The sequence below is a fragment of the Arthrobacter sp. CP30 genome, from assembly GCF_053470025.1.
Genome location: NZ_JBQEMM010000001.1, coordinates 571,916 through 588,147, shown reverse-complemented (window position 1 = coordinate 588,147; position 16,232 = coordinate 571,916). Strand labels below are relative to the sequence as shown.

Sequence of the window (16,232 nt, the reverse complement as noted above, 5' to 3'; positions counted from 1 at the left end):
GGAGCACCCCATGCGCAGACTCACAGCAGGCCTCTTCTCCTCGGTGGACGGGGTGGTGGAGGACCCCCATCTCTGGCAGCTCGACAGTTTCGACGACGAACTCGGAGCCGGGATGGGAGTCATGATCAGCAGGGTGGACACCGTGCTCCTCGGCCGCCGCGGGTACGAGGAGTGGGCGCAGTACTGGCCCGCGGCGGAAGCCGCGGACCCCTTCGGCGCCTTCATCAATCCCGTCGAGAAGTTCGTCGCGTCCCGCTCCCTGTCCGGTCCGCTCGGCTGGACGAATGCGTCCCTCATGGACCGGCCGCTCGAGGACTTCGTCCGCGCGCTGAAGCAGACGGAGGGCGGGGACATCGCCGTGTGCGCCAGCATCTCCCTGGTCCGCCGGCTCATGTTCGCCGGGCTGCTCGACTCCCTGACCCTGATGATCCACCCGGTGGTGGCGGGCGCGGGCCGCCACCTGTTCGAGGCGGCGGACCCCGTCACGAGACTGGAGCTGCAGGAGGTCACGACGACGAGCCGTGGCAACGTCCTCGCGTCATACGGTCTTCGTGCCGGATCGGTCGGGGAGTAGATATGTCCTTTCAGGCATATCTCGATGCGATCGAGTCGAAGACAGGGCTCACCCCACGCGAGCTCGTGGCGCAGGCGAAGGAACGGGGGTTCGACGGGCCGGGCGTGAAGGCGGGCGAGATCGTCGCCTGGCTCAAGGAGGACCACGAGCTCGGGCGCGGTCACGCCATGGCCCTCGTCCAGGTGATCAGGAACGGCGCCACGATCAGCGATACGCATGTCGGTACCGGCGGGGTGCACCGTGACGCCTCCACCGAGCTGTGGCTCGACGGGGCGGCGACGCGGCCCACTCCGTGACGGACGGTCATGGGCCGCACCTAGACTGCTGCCCATGGCCGTCCTCATCGATCCTCCGTCCTGGCCGGCGCACGGTACGGTCTTCTCCCACCTGGTGTCGACGTCGTCCCTGCGGGAGCTGCACGCCTTCGCCGAGGCCGCAGGCATACCGCGCCGCGCCTTCGACGAGGACCACTACGACGTGCCGGTGCGGCGGTACGGCGAGCTGGTCGAGCGCGGAGCGGAGGAGGTCGGTGGCGCCGAGTTGGTGCGCGCCCTGATCGCGAGCGGTCTGCGGATCCCTGCCCGACGGCGGGGCCCGAAGCTCCGCGCGGCTCTCGGTTCCCGCTGGTCCTCGGTGCTCCCGTCCGATCCTGACCTGGGCGCGGAACTCCTCGACCGCTGGGGGGAGCAGCACCGGCGCTATCACACCCGGACGCACCTCCTCGCCGTCCTGGAGGCTCTCGACCTCCTGCTGGAGGGCACCGATGACGCCCTGCGCCGACCGGTGGTCCTCGCGGCCTGGTTCCACGACGCCGTGTACGAGGCAGTGGCGGGCGGCGACGAGCGGGCATCGGCGGACCTCGCCGTCGAACGCCTGACCGGGCGGCTCCCGCCGGCCGAGGTGCGCGAGGTGGAGCGGCTCGTGCTCCTGACGGCGGGCCACGATCCGGCGGAGGACGACCGCGCCGGACACCTGCTGTGCGATGCGGACCTGGCGGTCCTGGGCGGCTCCGAGGCGGAGTACGCGCGGTACACCGCGGCGGTCCGCGAGGAGTACGCCCATGTCCCCGATGCGGCCTTCATGGAGGGGCGTCGGGCGGTGCTGACGCGGCTGATCGCCCTCGATCCGCTGTTCCGCACGACGGCGGGCCGGGAACGCTGGGGTGAGCGCGCTCTCGACAACCTGCGACGCGAACTCCGGCCGCCCGGCTGACCGCGAGCGGGCGGCGGAGCGTGGAGCAGCGGTCGACCGCGCGTTCTCCTAGAGTGGAGGCATGCCCCGATCACCCGAGACCTCGTCCGACTCCGACAGACCCGGCACCCGGCAGGTGCCGGGTCAACCCGCCGACCTGAGGCAGCGATGAACGGGGAGCTGATCCTCAACATCGCGCTGGTCATCGTCTTCGTCCTGATCGGCGGGGTGTTCGCCGCCACGGAGATGGCCCTGGTGACCCTGCGCGACAGCCAGGTGAACGCCATCGCCCAGCGCGGCAGGCGGGGCGAGAAGGTCGCCGCGCTCGCGCGCAACCCGAACACGTTCCTGTCCGCAGTGCAGATCGGTGTGACCGTGGCCGGCTTCGCCTCCGCAGCCTACGGAGCATCGTCGATCGCCCCGTCCGTAGCTCCGCTGCTGGTCACCTTCGGGCTGGGGGAGCAGGCCGCGCTGACGCTCGCGACGATCCTGCTCACGCTGGTGGTCGCCTACCTGTCGCTCGTCCTCGGTGAGCTGGCGCCCAAACGGCTCGCGATCCAGCGCAACGCGCAGTTCGCCTACGCCGTGGCGCCCGTTCTCAACAACTTCGCCCGGGTGATGCGGCCCGTGATCTGGCTGCTGTCCGTGTCCACCAATGCGGTGGTGCGCCTCCTCGGCGGGGACCCGACCCGCACGAGCGAGAGCATGACGGAAGAGGAACTCCGCGACATCGTCACGAGCCATGAGGGACTGCCCGAGGACGAACGCCGTATCCTCGACGACGTCCTGTCCCTCCGCGACCGGCAGATCAGCGAGGTCATGCGACCTCGCCCCGAGGTCGTCGCCATCACCGGCGCCGAATCCGTCGGCGATGCGGTGGCGCAGATCGCGGGCCTGCCGTTCTCCCGGTACCCCGTCGTGGACCAGTCGATCGACGACATCACGGGGTTCGTTCATGTGCGCGATCTCTACGAGGCCGCGGCGCTGGATCCGGGCACACCGGTCACGGAGGTCATCCGCTCCATCCCCTACCTGCCGGCGACGGCCCGCGTCCTGCCGACGCTGACCATGCTGCGCGCCCGCAACACGCACATCGCCGTGGTCATCGACGAGTACGGCGGCACGGACGGCATCGTCACCCTCGAGGACCTCGTGGAGGAGGTCGTCGGCGAGATCTTCGACGAGTACGACACCGATGCCGCGCCGGCGAAGATGGCGGAAGGCGGAGGGGTGGTCGATGGCCGGCTCAACCTGCAGGACTTCGAGGAGGCCACCGGCATCGAGCTTCCCCGCGGCACCTGGGACACCGTCGCCGGGTTCGTCCTCGAACGCCTGGGCCGGCTCGCCCGCCAGGGTGACGTCGTCGAGGTGGAGGGCGCGACCCTCCAGGTCACGGGGATGGATCGTCGACGCATCGCCGAGATCCTCGTCATCCCCGCGGACGAACCCTCCGATGAGGACCCTGCGGCCTGATCACGTCCCCGCGGACAGCTCGGGACCGGCCGCGGACTTGTGCGGGCCTGTCGGCGAGGCGAAGGGTCATGACGTCGTGAGGACGGTCTTCAGCCAGCCTTCCTCGCGGCGGTCGAAGGTCAGGTAGGCGTCGACGACGTCCGAGATCGGCTCGTGCTGGGTGATGAACCGGGTGGGGTCGAACACGCCGGAGGCCACGAGGTCCAGAAGGGGTGGCGTGACCGAGCGATGGTCGCAGTTGCCCATCCGGACGGTCAGGTTCTTGTTCATGGCCTGTCCGATCGGGTAGAACATCATCTGCGGGCTGTACACGCCGATGATGCCAATCCGGCCGTACTTCCGCACCGTCTCGACGCTCCACCGGGATACCTGGGAGGGCGCGTTCCCCGGGACCCAGTTCTCGCCCTGCACGTTGGTCGAGGGGGCCACCTGCGCGACCTCACGCGCGAACTCGCCGGCCTGCTGTTCGCCGTCGGCGGCCGCCGGTCCGGAGGAAGGGCGCTGCGCGTCGACGCCGACGGCGTCGATCACGGCGTCCACCCCGATACCGAGGGTCGCGTCCATCAGGGCCTGCACCGGGTCCTCGCGGTTGAAGTCGACGACGTCGGCGTTCTGGTCGAGGGCCTGGACGAGGCGGGTCTCGACGCCGTCGATCGCGAAGACGCGCGAGGCTCCCTGGCGGAAGGCGGAGGCGATCGCGAACTGCCCGACGACGCCCGCTCCGTACACGGCGACGGTGTCACCGCGCCGGACCCCGGCAAGTTCCGCTCCGAACCAGGCGGTGGGGAAGATGTCCGACAGCAGGATCGCCTGCTCGTCGCTGACGGTGTCGGGGAGCGCGGTCAGCGTGTTGGAGGCGTAGGGGATGCGGGCGTACTCGGCCTGCAGTCCGTTCACAGGACCGGTGGTCTGCGGGCCACCGAAGAAGCAGGTCCCGGCCTGGGGACCGTTGGGATTGGCGGTGTCGCACTGCGCGGTGTGCCCGGCGCGGCACTGCCAGCACACGCCACAGGACATGGTCGAGGACACGACGACGCGGTCACCGGGGGCGAAGCGGCGCACGGCGGCACCGACCGCCGTGACCTCGCCGACCGCCTCGTGGCCGAGGATGGTGCCTTCCTTCATGCCGGACATGGTGCCCCGGATGAAGTGGAGATCGGTCCCGCAGATCGCGCTGCGCGTGATGCGCACGATCGCGTCGTTCGGGTCGAGGATGGCGGGATCGTCGACGGTGTCGAGGCGGATGTCACCTTCACCGTGCCAGACGAGAGCTTTCATGGTCCGTACTCCTTCTGCCGAACTGCGGGGGCGTGGCCGTCGATGGCCCTCACGCTAGGGACGGGCTGCGAGGTTCCACAAGCGCTGTCCCCGCAGTCGGGTCACCTTGACAGCCTCCGGAGTCGCGGGGGCTCGATCACCGATCCCGCCACGGGCCCGCGTGGGGGTCAGCCGCGCGTCGGCTGGTAACGGGGCCGGTCGAAGGGATCGAGATCGACGGTGAGGCTCATGGTGTGGGGAACAGGGTCGGCGCACAGCAGGTCGTGCATCACGGCCAGCCACTGGAACGCGGCCGCCCTGTCCTCGAAGTACTCGGCAGGGTAGGCGGCGTGCGCGTACCCGGCGGCCGTCATGCGGTCCACGGGCGTGCTGCCGAGCATCGACGCGGCCAGGACGTGCCGTGCGGAAGCGAGGACGCGGCGGGCCCCGGGGAGGATCTCGACGACGTCGTTCAGGTCGACGAACACCACGTACGGTCGGTGGTCGGTGAGCTCGAATCCCCGGCGCAGCATCATGAGCGCATCGACCTCCGTCACGGAGACCGGTTCCCGGGCGCGGACGGTCACCGCGCACCGCTCCAACCGGCTGATCTCGTACGTGGTCTCGAAGGTGTAGGCGGGTCTCATGCATCTCCGGCAGCAGTGATGGGCGGGACGCCGTGGCGCGGACCCGGCGCGAACGCCGTGAGACCAGCCGAACCGAGGCACGTCTCCACAGGATAGGCCGTTCGGCCCACCAGCGCACAGCGCCGTGCGGCCGGGGGACGTCGGCCGTAGGACCCGGTGCCGGGCGCGCGGTCGTGGGCGCCGTGCGGGTTCTCGGGGCGGTCCTCCGGGTGGACCACGGTGGGTTCGCCGCCCCCCAGACGGCGCCGGGCGGAGGGGCGGAGGGACCGCGGTGCGCGCGGTGCCGCCGGACGCGTGGTCACGGATCGGCGCTGATGCGGGGCGGGCCATGGCCGGGAGGGTGCGGGCCGTCGATCATGGGTGCATGACACGGTCGGTGCACGTCGGAATCCTGGTCCTCGCAGCGGTGCTGCTCAGCGGGTGTGGGACGGATGGCAGCGCCGGTGCAGTCGTCGGTGGTCCGGCCACGTCGCCGGGCGCCACCGCCGGTCCACCGGATACCGCCGACCCCGCGACGCCCCCGGTCCCCGCACCCGGAGACTTCGCACCTCCGCCCGCCGAAGGGCCCGTGGCCGGCCAGGGCACCGTCCTCCAGATCGGGGACGCGCCGCCGCAGCTCTGCCTCGGTGGTGTCGCCGAGTCCTACCCGCCGCAGTGCTCGGGTCCCGAAGTGGCGGGCTGGGACTGGGGGCTCGCGCAGCAGGCCGAGAGGGCGTCGGGCGTGACCTGGGGCGCCTACGCGGTCACGGGGACGTGGGACGGGAGTGCCTTCACCCGCACGGGGATCCCCGTCCCGCTCTCGCTCTACGATGCCCTGCCGTTCGAGGATCCCCTCGCCGGACGCCAGGGCACCACCGACCAGCAGGAGCTCGACCGCATCCTCACCGAGGTCTACGCCGGCCACGAGGGCTACGCCGTGACCGCCGGCGTGGACCGCGGCTTCGTCAGCCTCACGGTGGTGTACGACGACGGCTCCTTCCAGACGCGGATGGACGCCGAGTACGGGCCCGACGTCGTCGTCGTGCAGTCGGCGCTCCGGCCCGCCACCTGAGCACGTTCGTCGCTCGTGGCGGGGACTCGGCTCCATCGGGGAGTCCCACCGGGCGGTTCACGGTGCCCTCGGAAGCACGACGGCGGACCCGATTCCCGCGCCTCGGGCCGATGGATGACAGTCCAGTGGTCGTCGCAGCGCTGCATGCAGCATCCGGGCCCGAGCGCCAGTGCTGAATCGAGCGCTCCGTCCGGCGCTCGCGGGTGCCAGAATGATGGCAGTGCGACGGCCCGGTACCCGGGTGGCCGCTCGTGGTCACGAAGCCGGCTGCGGGAGGTGCGCGCTCGGCTGCCCGATGGCGGCGGCCCCATCCGGCTTCCGCAGAGGATCGCCGGAGGACACCGCCGCATGCAAGGACACCACACGCGTCTCGCGATGCAGCACGCGGGCCTCTCCCTCGCGACGGTCTGGGAGCATTTCCTCAACATGGGCGGATGCATCGACCATCTCGAGGTGGACGGCTATCTCCACGGCGTGATCACCCTGCCCGCCGACGACGGCGACTGCGTGACCCAGGCCGTCAACGAATTGCTCGACGACCAGGCGCGTGTGGGCCTGCTGTCCTGCTGCCGCGCCCCGTACAGCCGAACGGGAGCGAGCGGACCAGCCGGACCGCGCACGCTGTTCCGGGCCTGCCCGGCCGCCGGACCGCATCCGGCCGCGGACGGGATGGCGGAGGCCGCGCCCACCGGGGCTGCAGCGCGTCGAGCGCCACGGCCATCGCCGCTGCAACCCGTCCGTCGAGCCGTGCGCCGGGAACGGTGACCGGGTACCTGTCCTGCAGGGACTGACCTCGCTCGGAGACTAGGACCGTCTGTCCTGCCTCGCCGACGAGTCGCGGCCGCGCCCTGATGGAGAAGTGGGCCGCGAGGCGTGACTCGTCCCCGTGGGGGAGGCACGGCTCACTCGTTCGGACGAGTCTCCAGAACCGAACGCATCTTCCGGAGGCCGTCCCGGATGCGTGTCTTCGCCGTCGGGACGGGGATGCCGAGGCGTACAGCGACCTCAGCGTAGGTGAGGTGCGAGAAGTAGGCCAGGGTGATGGCCTCGCGCTGCACTGCGGACAGGACGGCCATCCCGGCGTGCACGCGCGACGCCTCGTCCCGCCCGACGACGGCCTCCGACACTTCGTCGAAGGCGCTCGACTGGTTCCGGCGTCCCCACTTCTCGTCCCGCGCGCCCCGGGAGACCTCCGAGCGCAGGCGGTCGATCGCGCGGCGGTGCGTCAGGGTCTTCAGCCACGTCAGCGGGTGGCCGAGCTCGGGCCGGTAGCGATCGCCCTGCTCCCAGACGAGCAGGAAGACCTCCTGCGTGACCTCCGCGCTGATGTCCGGGTCGAGGAGGATCCGGCGGGCTTGCCCGAAGACCCGGCGCGAGCACGCGGTGTACAGGTCGCGGAAAGCCGCCTCGTCCTTCGATCCGGCGGACGTCAGCAACTCCACGAGGTCGGGCCCGGGTGGGTCCTGCCCGTCGTCGTCGGATGGGGCGGGATGGACCCGGGGAGCGGCGGTCGCGGGGGGAGGGGAGGCGACCGCCTGGGGGAAGGAGGCGATGGTGGAGCTTTCTGGCTGAGACCGGGGCAGAACCATCCCCACCGCGGGTGCGGGAGTCGTCGGGCCGGCGTGCCACCAGCGGCAGTCCGGCCCTCCTGAGGACACAGGGCGCGGCCCTGTGTCCTGAATCTAACCCGTACCACCCCTCCGGTCCAGCCTCCCGCGGCATCGCCGGTCCGGACGGCAGACGGATGCGCAGGGGATTGCGGCCCTGGGGTCTAATGGATGGAGCCCGAGGGGTCTCCCGATCGTGCGGGAACCACGGGAACGACGACGACAGGACGGCAGGGCGGATGACCGACGGACGGCCCCAGCGGGCGCTCATGATCGCCGCCGTCGGCAGTGCGGGCCTGGCTCCGGAGGATGTGTGGCGGACGGGTCTGCTGCTCGGAGGGACCCTGTCCCTGCCGGACGTCAGGGAGTACCTCCACCAGCGCCTCGATCTCCGGGCCCCCGAGAGTGACGTCCTCGCCGCAGCCGTGAACATCCTGCTGCGCGGGGCAGGGATGGAAGTGGCGATACCTCCCATGGCCGAGGACGCACCGGAGGGACCGGGCGGCATCGGCGACCTCGGTGCGGATGCGGCCTTCCTGCTCACCGACGAGGAGCAGGAGCAGGAGCGGCTGGAGGCGGTCCGCCGGACGAGCCTGCTGGACACGGAGCCGGAGGAACGCTTCGACGCCATCACCCGGAGGGCGCAGGAGCGCTTCAGGAGCAGTTCGGTGATCGTGACGCTCCTCGACGAGCACCGGCAGTTCCTGAAGTCCGCGATCGGGCCCGTCGAGCAGAACATGCCCCGGACACGGTCCTTCTGCGACACCACCATCCGCGAGTCCGTCCCCGTGATCGTGGAGGACGCCTTCGACGATCCCCGCTTCCGGTGGAACCCCCTCGTGCTCGGCGATCCCTTCATCAGGTTCTACGCGGGGCACCCGCTCAGGAGTCCCGACGGATGGGCGGTCGGGACCCTCTGCGTGATCGACCAGGAGCCACGCATCTTCGATGCCGAAGACGAGGCGGACTTCCACGCCATGGCCCTCGAGGTGCAGGCCCAGCTGAACGCGTGACACCGGGCGTGCCGGAGCCTCGGCCGCCCCGCGTGCTACCCGTCCCTGCCCTGGCTCCGCCCCGTCTCCGTCCCCTCGGCGCGCCTCCGGATGCGCTCGCGGTACTCCGGGCTGGACACGGCATGGTGAACTAGTAAGTGGGCTTACTGGTTGGTCAAGGAGCGGCTGACACAGCAAACCCCCTGATGGTGCCCGCGCCCGGCTACGGCTGCTCGGGCACCATCTTGCTGTGCGCAGCACTGGGAGCGGACCCCGACCTGCCGTGCTCACGGCGCACGCGGGGTGCCTGGCCGATGGCGACGAGGGCTCCGACGTCGTCGTCCCTCCGCGTCCACGCGCGCAAACCCCCGGCCGCGAGGAGGTCGAGACAGGCCGCTTCCTGGTCCTCGCCGATCTCCACGAGCAGATGGCCCCCGGGCGCCAGCCACTCCCGGGCCTCCTGCACCACGCGCCGCTGGACCTCCAGGCCGTCGGCGCCGCCGTCGAGGGTGGCCCGCGGCTCGTGGAGCCTGGCTTCCGGCGGCAGGTTCCCCACCTGGGCGCTCGGCACGTACGGGGTGTTGCAGAGCAGGGTGTCGACGGTGCCGCGGAGCTCAGCGGGCAGCGGCGCGAAGAGATCGCCCTCGTAGCAGCGGGCGCCGTGTCGGCTGAGGTTCCGGTGCGCGAGCGCGACGGCGGCGCCGGAGATGTCGGTCGCGTGGAGGCGGAGACCCGGGACCAGGTGTGCGAGGCCCGCAGCGAGCGCTCCGCACCCGCAGCAGAGATCCAGCACCGTGGCACCCGGCGCCGTCACGTCGGCCGCGGCCGTGACCAGGAGGGCGGACCGCTGCCGCGGCACGAAGACACCTGGTCCGACGAGGAGTCGGAGTCCGCAGAAGTCCACCCAGCCGAGGATGTGCTCGAGCGGCAGGCCCACCACCCGCTGCTCCAGCATCTCCAGCAGGCGTTCGTCGCCGGCCCCGCTCGCCGCGAGGAGTCGCGCCTCGTCCTCGGCGAAGACGCATCCGGCGGCGCGCAGTCGTGCGGTCATCGCGGCCTCGTTGGGCCGGGCGGAGTCGACGGGGTGCTGACGGTGCGGCATGGGACGGCCCTTCGGCGGGGGAGGCCTGGCACCACGAGAATAGCGGTGATCAGGTGTCGGTGGATCCGTGCGCCATGGCCACCGGCTTCGATTCCACGCTCCCCCGCTCCCGGAGATAGACCGAGGCGCCGATCATCAGCGCGATCACCATGAATTCGCTCTGCCAGTTCTGGAAGGACTCGAACCAGAACCGGGACGTGCCCAGGTACTCCAGGACCGTGGCACCCGGGAGGCCGTGAGCCGCCTGCTCCTCGCTGTAGGCTGCACTGCCACCCACCGCATGCAGGAGGAAGGACGCGGCGAAGAGGACGAAGAACATGATCGACAGCGAATGTTCGTACAGTCGCAGGATCACGCCCCCGCGGCGCACCGGCCACGGAGCGTCGCTGGTGCCGGACGCGTCGCGGGGATCGTCGTCCTGCGGTTCGTGCCGGCCGGGCAGCTTCGATTCCGAGGATCCCCGCTGGAACAGGTACGCCGTCAGCACCACGTACATGCCCATCTGGAGGAACTCGGACTCCCAGTTCTCGAACGTCGCCTCGACGAACTCGCCGGTCCCGAGGAAGCCGAGGACACCCACGGTCGTTTCCCCGTGGGCCTGCTGGTCTGCGGCGTAGCTCGAGGCTCCGCTCAGCACCATGCCCGCGAAGGAGATGACGAAGAGGGCCCCGTTCACGAGCAGCAGGCCGTGGTCCCGGATCCAGTGCCTCATGTGCCTCCACCCTCCTGTATCGATCCGGATCGATCCGGCCCGGATGTCCCCTCCTACGCTAGGAACCGGCGGCGGGCGCCGGCAACGGTGACGAAGGACGCGTAGCGGGTTGCGCGTCGGCGGCGTCCATGTCCAGCGGGCCGCGGCGGCGTTCATGTCCGGCGGGCCGCGGCTCCGGGATAGCCTGAGGAGATGCAACGCGTGGCGGTGATCTCGGACCTGCACGGTAACGCCACCGCCTTCGAGGCGGTCCTGGCGGACCTCGGACACCGGGACGTCTCCACGATCATCAACCTGGGCGACGTCGCCGGCAAGGGCCCACGCGGGTCGGAGTGCGTCCGGCTCAGCCGCCTGCACTGCGCGGTGACGGTGCGCGGCAACTGGGACGACTTCCTGCCGAGCGAGACGCCCGCGCGGCGTGACGATGCCGGCTGGTGGTGGCACGGCGAGCTCAGCCCGGAGGACCGCGCGTGGCTGCAGTCCCTCCCGCTCTCGCACGACATCACCCTCAGCGGCCGCCGCATCCGGCTGTTCCATGCGTCCGCGAGGAGTGTGTACCACCGGGTGCACGCGCAGCACACGGACGAGGAGTTCGCGGGCATGTTCGCGGCGACGGAGCTCACGGGTGACGGACCGCTGCCCGACGTCGTCTGCTACGGAGACATCCACGACGCCTTCATCTCCACCCGTAGGAGCAGGACGCTCGTCAACGTGGGCAGCGTCGGCAACCCGCTCGACGAGCCGCACGCGTCCTACGTGATCCTCGAGGGTGAGCCCGACGGCGACCGCTCGGCCCCGTTCGGCATCCAGTTCGTGCGGGTCGCGTACGACATCGAAGCGGAGATCGCCCTCGCTGCCGCGCTGGGGATGCCCGCTCTTGAGGCCTACGCGATCGAACTGCGAACCGCAATCTACCGCGGACACCACGAGGCGGCGGGCCTGCTCGGGCAGGACGACGGCCAAGCGTCGGTCAGGAGCCGGCTGCTTGACCCCTGACCGACACCCCATGCCCGTGCAAGCACATCGATGTATTCATCGTCGGTCCGCGGACAGGTCCGGGCCGTCGTTGCGTGTCCCCAGTGTGCGCCCCGCTGCTCAAGGTGCGCAGTGACGCGGGTCAAGATCCGCTCAGCTTGACAGGACGACGTGGCAGGACGACCCCGCGGGTCGGTAGGTCACGGCGTGGTGAGGCCGAAGGGATGGCCTGCGGCCGGTGGTCCCCTAGACCCGCTCCGCGAACCGCGGAGATTCTCCCATCGAACGAGCGTGGCCGCCCGGACGATCACCGTCGGCGGACGTCTCCACCCGGCGGCAGAATTGGGTAATATCTCCTAGGTCGTTTAGCAGCAGGCGGCTCCTCACCTTCTCCTTGCCCAGCATCTCGCGTGGTCGGCCAGGGGCGGATGCAAAGGTTCACCTGTTGTCCGAACATCCTTTTGACAAGGGCCCGGCTGTCTCGGGCCTCCTCCAGGACCTCGTCCTCGACAGCGACGACGTCGAGGAGTTCCTGACGAAGCTGGTCACCGTCGCCGGCCACAGCCTGTCGCACGAGGATGACGAGGTGCTGTGCGGCGTGACGCTGCTGAGGGCACGCACGAAGACGACCGTCGCGAGCAACAGTCCCGACGCCCAGAAGATGGACGAGGTGCAGTACGAGTTCAACGACGGGCCGTGCCTGAGGGCCGCCCGCCTGGGAGTCGTCCACTATGTCAGCGACTTCGATGCGGAGGAGCGTTTCCCCGAGTACAGCCGGGCGATCGCGGACCACGGCATCAAGTCCGCGCTGGGTGTGCCCATCCCCCTCGAAGGCGATGCGACGGCGGCGCTCAACTTCTATTCGCCCCTCGTGGACGCGTTCAGCGCCGAGGCCGTCGAGGCGGCGGAGGGATTCGCCGCGGAGGTCTCGGCCTCGCTCCGCCTGGCAGTCCGGATCGGGAAGCTCACGGAGTCGAGTGCCGACATGCGGGCTGCGATGGAGAGCCGCACCACGATCGACCTCGCGGTCGGGGTGATCATGGGGCAGAACCGCTGCTCCCAGGACGCCGCCATGGCCATCCTGAAGGCGGCCTCCAGTACCCGCAACGTCAAGCTGCGGGAGGTCGCCGCGTCCGTGCTCCAGTCGCTGGGCCAGGGTCCGGCCAGCACGCACTTCGAGTAGCAGCACGGCCGGCGATCATGGAGCACTCGAACGAGCACGGCCGGCGCCGGCACCTGGCCGCGGGGATGCGGCGGTCCGGGTTGTCCGTCACCCAGGCCTGGATCGGCTACTTCGCGCAGGGCGGCACCCTGTCGGAGGCCCGGGTGGCTGCCTACCTCGAGGGGCTCGGCGACCTGCCCGCGGTCGAGTCGGATCTCCTCGCCGAGGTCGTGCAGGAAGCGGCGGGGGAGAGGATGCCGGCTGGGGGCGGGGTCGTCCTCAGTCGTCCGGGCGGGAGCCCGCACGATCAGCAGGAGGCCCTGCGGCCGCTGGGCGCTGCAGGGGCGGCGCTGCTCGACGAAGCGTCCGCCGAGCGCGAGCGCCTGCACTCCCTCGATCGGTTGAACCTCCTGGACACGCCCCCGGAGGAGCGGTTCGACAGGATCACCCGGCGGGCGGCCGAGCGATTCCGGTGCGAACTGGCGACGCTCGCCCTGATCGCCGAGCACCGGCAGTTCATCAAGTCCGCCGTGGGCGAGGCCGACCAGGATCTCGAGCGGACGCAGGCTTTCCGCAACGAGACCATCCGCGCGGTGAGTCCCCTCGTCCTGACGGACACGCTGCAGGACGAACGCTTCCGCGGGCACACCTTCGTGTCCGGTGCGCCGTACGTCCGTTTCTACTCCGGGTGTCCGCTGCGCGGGCCGGGCGGATGGCTGGTCGGGTCGCTCTGCGTGATGTCCACCTCGCCACGCGCGTTCAGCGACGAGGATCTCGAGGACCTCGAGGAACTGGCGCAGGACATGCAGCGGGAGGTGTACCCGGGCTGGAAGGCCTGGCGCCTGCTCTGACCGGTGGACTCAGCACGTCTGTGTCCGCGTGTGACGCACCGGGGAGAGCCGGTCGGGTGACCCACCTATCCTCTGAGCTACGGCCCGCCCGGGCCGGCAGCACATCGAGCGACACGTCGAGGAGCACGCCATGGCGCAGACCAGCATCGAGTCCGAGGTAGCCCGCTTCAACGAGGGCTTCGAGCTGCAGATCGGCCCGGACCTGGCGGGCACCTTCGCGCAGGAGCAGGCCGACCTCCGTTCGGTGGGCACTCCGAGCGGCGTGGTGCGGCCGGGTGATGCACTGCCCGACGCCGCGCTGCTCACCGCCCACGGCGACGCGGTCCGGCTGTCCGCGGTGCTGGGCGGTGCCCCCGCGGTGCTCGTCTTCTACCGCGGCGCGTGGTGCCCCTACTGCAACATCACGCTGCGGACCTACCAGCGCGAGCTCCTGCCGCACCTCGCCGGGCAGGGGATCGTGCTCGTCGCCATCAGCCCGCAGCACCCGGAGCGGAGCGGTGCGACGGCCGAGGGCGCCGAGCTGGGCTTCGACGTCCTGTCCGATCCTTCGAACACGCTTGCGGGAGCGCTCGGCATCGTCACCCAACCGAGCACGGCTGCACGGCGTGCGCATACGCAGCTGGGTTTCGAGGTGTCGGACAGCAATGCGGACGGTACGGCGGCAATCCCCTTCCCGACGGTCCTCGTCGTCGACGCCGGCGGGACGGTCCGCTTCGTCGACGTCCAGACGGACTACACGCGGCGCACCGAGGTCCCGGCGATCCTGGCGGCCGTCGCGCACCCCTGAGCCTCAGGGCCCGCCGGCGCGAGGGCCGTCATGCGGCGGGAGGCCTGTGCGCACCGGTTGCTGGACGGGTGGTGAACCGCCTCCGGTACGCGGTCGGCGTGGTGCCGAGCGACGCCGCGAAGTTCTGCCGGAGGGTGACAGCGTTGCCGAAGCCGCAGTCGGACGCGATGCGGTCGATGGGCAGGTCGGTCGTCTCGAGCAGCCGCCGGGCCGCGTCGAGACGTCGGGAGCGCACCCAGGCCGACGGCGTCGTCCCGGTCGTCGCGCGGAAGGCGCGGACGAACGTCCTGCGGCTCAGGTGTGCCTGCGCGGCGAGCCGGTCGATGCCCAGCGGCTCGTCGAGGCGCCCGAGCGCCCATTCGAGCAGGTGTGCGACGGGGTCGTCGCCGGAACCCTCGGGTACCGGGTACTCGATGTACTGGGCCTGCCCGCCGTCCCGGTGCGGGGCGACGACCAGGCTGCGTGCCACCCGGTTCGCCGCATCCGCGCCCAGCCGCGCGCGCACCACATGGAGGCAGGCATCGAGCCCGGAGGCAGTTCCCGCACTGGTCAGGACGTCTCCGTGGTCGATGTACAGCACGGATTGGTCGATCGGGATGTCGGGGTGCCGTGAAGTGAGCGTGTCGAAGGCCTGCCAGTGCGTGACCGCCTTCCTCCCGGCGAGCAGCCCCGCGTCCGCGACGGCGATCGCGCCGAGGCACAGGCCGAGGACGGTCGCCTTCCGGGCGTGCGCGTCACGGAGCGCGCCGAGGAGGCCGTCGCCGAGCGCCCGCCCGTCGTCGAACCATGAGGGGATGACCAGGATGTCGGCCGAGGAGCCGGCCTCGGGTCCCTCGACCCCCGCGAGCCGGTAGCCTTCCGCCGTGCGGACCGAGCCGGGACGGTCGCCGAAGAGTACCGTCGTCCAGTCCGCGAGGCCCTGGCGTCGCACCTCGTCGAAGACCATCTGCGGGACGGCGAGGTGGAACAGGGTCGCGTCATCGAACGCGTAGACCGCAATACGCATCGGGTACCTTCCGTTGGCCCGAATCCATCGTATACCGACCTCCGGGCCACTGGTGGGTCGGCACGGGGACCGGGAGGATGGACGTGATGCCGCATCGAGCGGTCCCCTACCTCCCAGGAGCAGCCACATCATGAGCACCCCTCGCCGCGCCCTCGTCCTCGTCGACGTCCAGCAGCAGTACTTCGGCGGACTCCTCGAGATCCAGTTCCCGCCCCACACCCGGTCGCTCGGCCGGATCACGGCCGCCATCGACGCCGCGACCGCCGCGGGGATCCCCGTCGCTGCCTTCCAGCACTCGTCCGGTGAGGGCGCGCCCGTCTTCGCGCCCGGCACCCCGGAGTTCGAGCTCCACCCGGAGATCGAGAGCCGACGGACCGACGCCTGGAAGGTCATCACGAAGCAGTACGGCTCCGTCTACGCCGGTACCGACCTCACCGCATGGCTGCGGGAGCACGACGTCGACACCATCACCCTCGTGGGCTACATGACCAACAACTGCATCCTCGCCTCGGCCGTGGAGGCGGAGGCCATCGGGTTCTCCACGGAGGTCCTCTCCGACGCCACCGGCGCCATCAACCTCGCCAACAGTGCCGGCTTCGCCGACGCCAAGACGGTCCACACCACGCTGATGGCCCTGCTGAACTCGAACTGGGCCGCCGTCGCGGAGACGGATCAGTGGATCGCGGCCCTCGAGGCGGGCGAGACATTGCAGGGCAGTGATCTCGGAAGTTCGGCGGCGACGGGGTCCGAGCGGGCCGGCACGGTCTGACGGCTGCCTGGGACGACGTCGGCGGAGGAGTTTCGGTCCCGTCGTCGGTCGCGGGTGGCAGACCTCGCGTCAGCGG

At 70.8% G+C, this 16,232-nt stretch carries 18 protein-coding genes; 12 read left to right on the top strand and 6 right to left on the bottom strand.

The genetic code is table 11. The annotated features are described in order from the left end of the window. Window positions 1-10 precede the first annotated feature (10 nt). From ACTIMO_RS02930 to ACTIMO_RS02915, 4 genes are all read left to right on the top strand, one after another. The gene (locus ACTIMO_RS02930) at window positions 11-574 is read left to right on the top strand and encodes a dihydrofolate reductase family protein (RefSeq protein ID WP_448181430.1); all 564 of its coding nucleotides are present in this window, start codon (window positions 11-13) and stop codon (window positions 572-574) included. 2 nt (window positions 575-576) lie between these two features. Beyond that, window positions 577-870 carry a DUF4287 domain-containing protein gene (locus ACTIMO_RS02925; RefSeq protein WP_055766405.1) on the top strand — a complete coding sequence of 98 codons (294 nt, stop codon included), beginning with the start codon at window positions 577-579 and terminating at the stop codon, window positions 868-870. Between the two features lie 34 nt (window positions 871-904). Beyond that, window positions 905-1,786, top strand: coding sequence for a DUF4031 domain-containing protein (locus ACTIMO_RS02920; protein WP_448181429.1), 882 nt, complete (start codon window positions 905-907; stop codon window positions 1,784-1,786). A gap of 147 nt (window positions 1,787-1,933) precedes the next feature. Next, a complete protein-coding gene (locus ACTIMO_RS02915; protein ID WP_422390877.1) occupies window positions 1,934-3,238 on the top strand; it encodes a hemolysin family protein in 1,305 nt (434 codons plus the stop codon). Window positions 3,239-3,304: 66 nt separating this feature from the next. Here ACTIMO_RS02915 and ACTIMO_RS02910 read toward each other — a convergent pair whose 3' ends face one another. Continuing rightward, on the bottom strand, window positions 3,305-4,516 hold the full coding sequence (locus tag ACTIMO_RS02910; protein WP_448181428.1) for an alcohol dehydrogenase catalytic domain-containing protein: 1,212 nt from the start codon (window positions 4,514-4,516) through the stop codon (window positions 3,305-3,307). Window positions 4,517-4,683: 167 nt separating this feature from the next. Next, the gene (locus ACTIMO_RS02905; RefSeq protein ID WP_055766418.1) at window positions 4,684-5,142 is read right to left on the bottom strand and encodes a DUF7793 family protein; all 459 of its coding nucleotides are present in this window, start codon (window positions 5,140-5,142) and stop codon (window positions 4,684-4,686) included. Window positions 5,143-5,506: 364 nt separating this feature from the next. On the opposite strand from ACTIMO_RS02905, the gene ACTIMO_RS02900 reads away from it, so the two are divergent. Together ACTIMO_RS02900 and ACTIMO_RS02895 are read left to right on the top strand one after the other, a co-directional pair. Then, window positions 5,507-6,193 (top strand): hypothetical protein, encoded by a 687-nt coding sequence (locus ACTIMO_RS02900; RefSeq protein WP_448181427.1) that lies wholly within the window; start codon window positions 5,507-5,509, stop codon window positions 6,191-6,193. A 348-nt stretch (window positions 6,194-6,541) separates the two neighbouring features. Further along, window positions 6,542-6,958 (top strand): hypothetical protein, encoded by a 417-nt coding sequence (locus ACTIMO_RS02895; protein WP_448181426.1) that lies wholly within the window; start codon window positions 6,542-6,544, stop codon window positions 6,956-6,958. Window positions 6,959-7,095: 137 nt separating this feature from the next. Here ACTIMO_RS02895 and ACTIMO_RS02890 read toward each other — a convergent pair whose 3' ends face one another. Next, the gene (locus ACTIMO_RS02890) at window positions 7,096-7,782 is read right to left on the bottom strand and encodes a sigma-70 family RNA polymerase sigma factor (RefSeq protein WP_082471180.1); all 687 of its coding nucleotides are present in this window, start codon (window positions 7,780-7,782) and stop codon (window positions 7,096-7,098) included. A 257-nt stretch (window positions 7,783-8,039) separates the two neighbouring features. On the opposite strand from ACTIMO_RS02890, the gene ACTIMO_RS02885 reads away from it, so the two are divergent. Then, window positions 8,040-8,813 (top strand): GAF domain-containing protein, encoded by a 774-nt coding sequence (locus ACTIMO_RS02885; protein WP_448181425.1) that lies wholly within the window; start codon window positions 8,040-8,042, stop codon window positions 8,811-8,813. 202 nt (window positions 8,814-9,015) lie between these two features. Here ACTIMO_RS02885 and ACTIMO_RS02880 read toward each other — a convergent pair whose 3' ends face one another. Continuing rightward, window positions 9,016-9,894 (bottom strand): putative protein N(5)-glutamine methyltransferase, encoded by an 879-nt coding sequence (locus ACTIMO_RS02880; protein WP_448181424.1) that lies wholly within the window; start codon window positions 9,892-9,894, stop codon window positions 9,016-9,018. Between the two features lie 49 nt (window positions 9,895-9,943). Next, window positions 9,944-10,606, bottom strand: coding sequence for a DUF6766 family protein (locus ACTIMO_RS02875; protein WP_422390870.1), 663 nt, complete (start codon window positions 10,604-10,606; stop codon window positions 9,944-9,946). A gap of 192 nt (window positions 10,607-10,798) precedes the next feature. Here ACTIMO_RS02875 and ACTIMO_RS02870 point away from each other — a divergent pair, with 192 nt between their 5' ends. The 4 genes from ACTIMO_RS02870 (at window position 10,799) to ACTIMO_RS02855 (ending at window position 14,381) form a co-directional block, all read left to right on the top strand. Further along, window positions 10,799-11,602, top strand: a complete 804-nt coding sequence (locus ACTIMO_RS02870) for a metallophosphoesterase family protein (RefSeq protein WP_422390869.1) — start codon at window positions 10,799-10,801, stop codon at window positions 11,600-11,602. A gap of 424 nt (window positions 11,603-12,026) precedes the next feature. Further along, a complete protein-coding gene (locus ACTIMO_RS02865) occupies window positions 12,027-12,764 on the top strand; it encodes a GAF and ANTAR domain-containing protein (RefSeq protein WP_422390868.1) in 738 nt (245 codons plus the stop codon). Window positions 12,765-12,781: 17 nt separating this feature from the next. Then, entirely contained in the window at window positions 12,782-13,594 is an 813-nt protein-coding gene (locus ACTIMO_RS02860; protein ID WP_422390867.1) for a GAF domain-containing protein, read from the top strand. 130 nt (window positions 13,595-13,724) lie between these two features. Beyond that, a complete protein-coding gene (locus ACTIMO_RS02855; RefSeq protein WP_422390866.1) occupies window positions 13,725-14,381 on the top strand; it encodes a peroxiredoxin-like family protein in 657 nt (218 codons plus the stop codon). Between the two features lie 28 nt (window positions 14,382-14,409). On the opposite strand, the gene ACTIMO_RS02850 is transcribed toward ACTIMO_RS02855, so the two are convergent. Continuing rightward, complete coding sequence (locus ACTIMO_RS02850; protein WP_448181423.1) at window positions 14,410-15,387, bottom strand: GlxA family transcriptional regulator; 978 nt, start codon at window positions 15,385-15,387, stop codon at window positions 14,410-14,412. 130 nt (window positions 15,388-15,517) lie between these two features. Between ACTIMO_RS02850 and ACTIMO_RS02845 the strand changes: the two genes are divergently transcribed. Continuing rightward, the gene (locus tag ACTIMO_RS02845; RefSeq protein ID WP_422390864.1) at window positions 15,518-16,156 is read left to right on the top strand and encodes an isochorismatase family protein; all 639 of its coding nucleotides are present in this window, start codon (window positions 15,518-15,520) and stop codon (window positions 16,154-16,156) included. The last annotated feature ends 76 nt before the right edge of the window (window positions 16,157-16,232 follow it).

Bases quoted from the DNA above. Each gene is read 5' to 3' on its own strand.
- ACTIMO_RS02875 (WP_422390870.1), bottom strand. From the start codon at position 10,606: ATGAGGCACTGGATCCGGGACCACGGCCTGCTGCTCGTGAACGGGGCC.
- ACTIMO_RS02930 (WP_448181430.1), top strand. From the start codon at position 11: ATGCGCAGACTCACAGCAGGCCTCTTCTCCTCGGTGGACGGGGTGGTG.
- ACTIMO_RS02885 (WP_448181425.1), top strand. From the start codon at position 8,040: ATGACCGACGGACGGCCCCAGCGGGCGCTCATGATCGCCGCCGTCGGC.
- ACTIMO_RS02905 (WP_055766418.1), bottom strand. From the start codon at position 5,142: ATGAGACCCGCCTACACCTTCGAGACCACGTACGAGATCAGCCGGTTG.
- ACTIMO_RS02855 (WP_422390866.1), top strand. From the start codon at position 13,725: ATGGCGCAGACCAGCATCGAGTCCGAGGTAGCCCGCTTCAACGAGGGC.
- ACTIMO_RS02890 (WP_082471180.1), bottom strand. From the start codon at position 7,782: ATGGTTCTGCCCCGGTCTCAGCCAGAAAGCTCCACCATCGCCTCCTTC.
- ACTIMO_RS02850 (WP_448181423.1), bottom strand. From the start codon at position 15,387: ATGCGTATTGCGGTCTACGCGTTCGATGACGCGACCCTGTTCCACCTC.
- ACTIMO_RS02895 (WP_448181426.1), top strand. From the start codon at position 6,542: ATGCAAGGACACCACACGCGTCTCGCGATGCAGCACGCGGGCCTCTCC.
- ACTIMO_RS02880 (WP_448181424.1), bottom strand. From the start codon at position 9,894: ATGCCGCACCGTCAGCACCCCGTCGACTCCGCCCGGCCCAACGAGGCC.
- ACTIMO_RS02870 (WP_422390869.1), top strand. From the start codon at position 10,799: ATGCAACGCGTGGCGGTGATCTCGGACCTGCACGGTAACGCCACCGCC.
- ACTIMO_RS02925 (WP_055766405.1), top strand. From the start codon at position 577: ATGTCCTTTCAGGCATATCTCGATGCGATCGAGTCGAAGACAGGGCTC.
- ACTIMO_RS02910 (WP_448181428.1), bottom strand. From the start codon at position 4,516: ATGAAAGCTCTCGTCTGGCACGGTGAAGGTGACATCCGCCTCGACACC.
- ACTIMO_RS02915 (WP_422390877.1), top strand. From the start codon at position 1,934: ATGAACGGGGAGCTGATCCTCAACATCGCGCTGGTCATCGTCTTCGTC.
- ACTIMO_RS02920 (WP_448181429.1), top strand. From the start codon at position 905: ATGGCCGTCCTCATCGATCCTCCGTCCTGGCCGGCGCACGGTACGGTC.
- ACTIMO_RS02900 (WP_448181427.1), top strand. From the start codon at position 5,507: ATGACACGGTCGGTGCACGTCGGAATCCTGGTCCTCGCAGCGGTGCTG.
- ACTIMO_RS02860 (WP_422390867.1), top strand. From the start codon at position 12,782: ATGGAGCACTCGAACGAGCACGGCCGGCGCCGGCACCTGGCCGCGGGG.
- ACTIMO_RS02845 (WP_422390864.1), top strand. From the start codon at position 15,518: ATGAGCACCCCTCGCCGCGCCCTCGTCCTCGTCGACGTCCAGCAGCAG.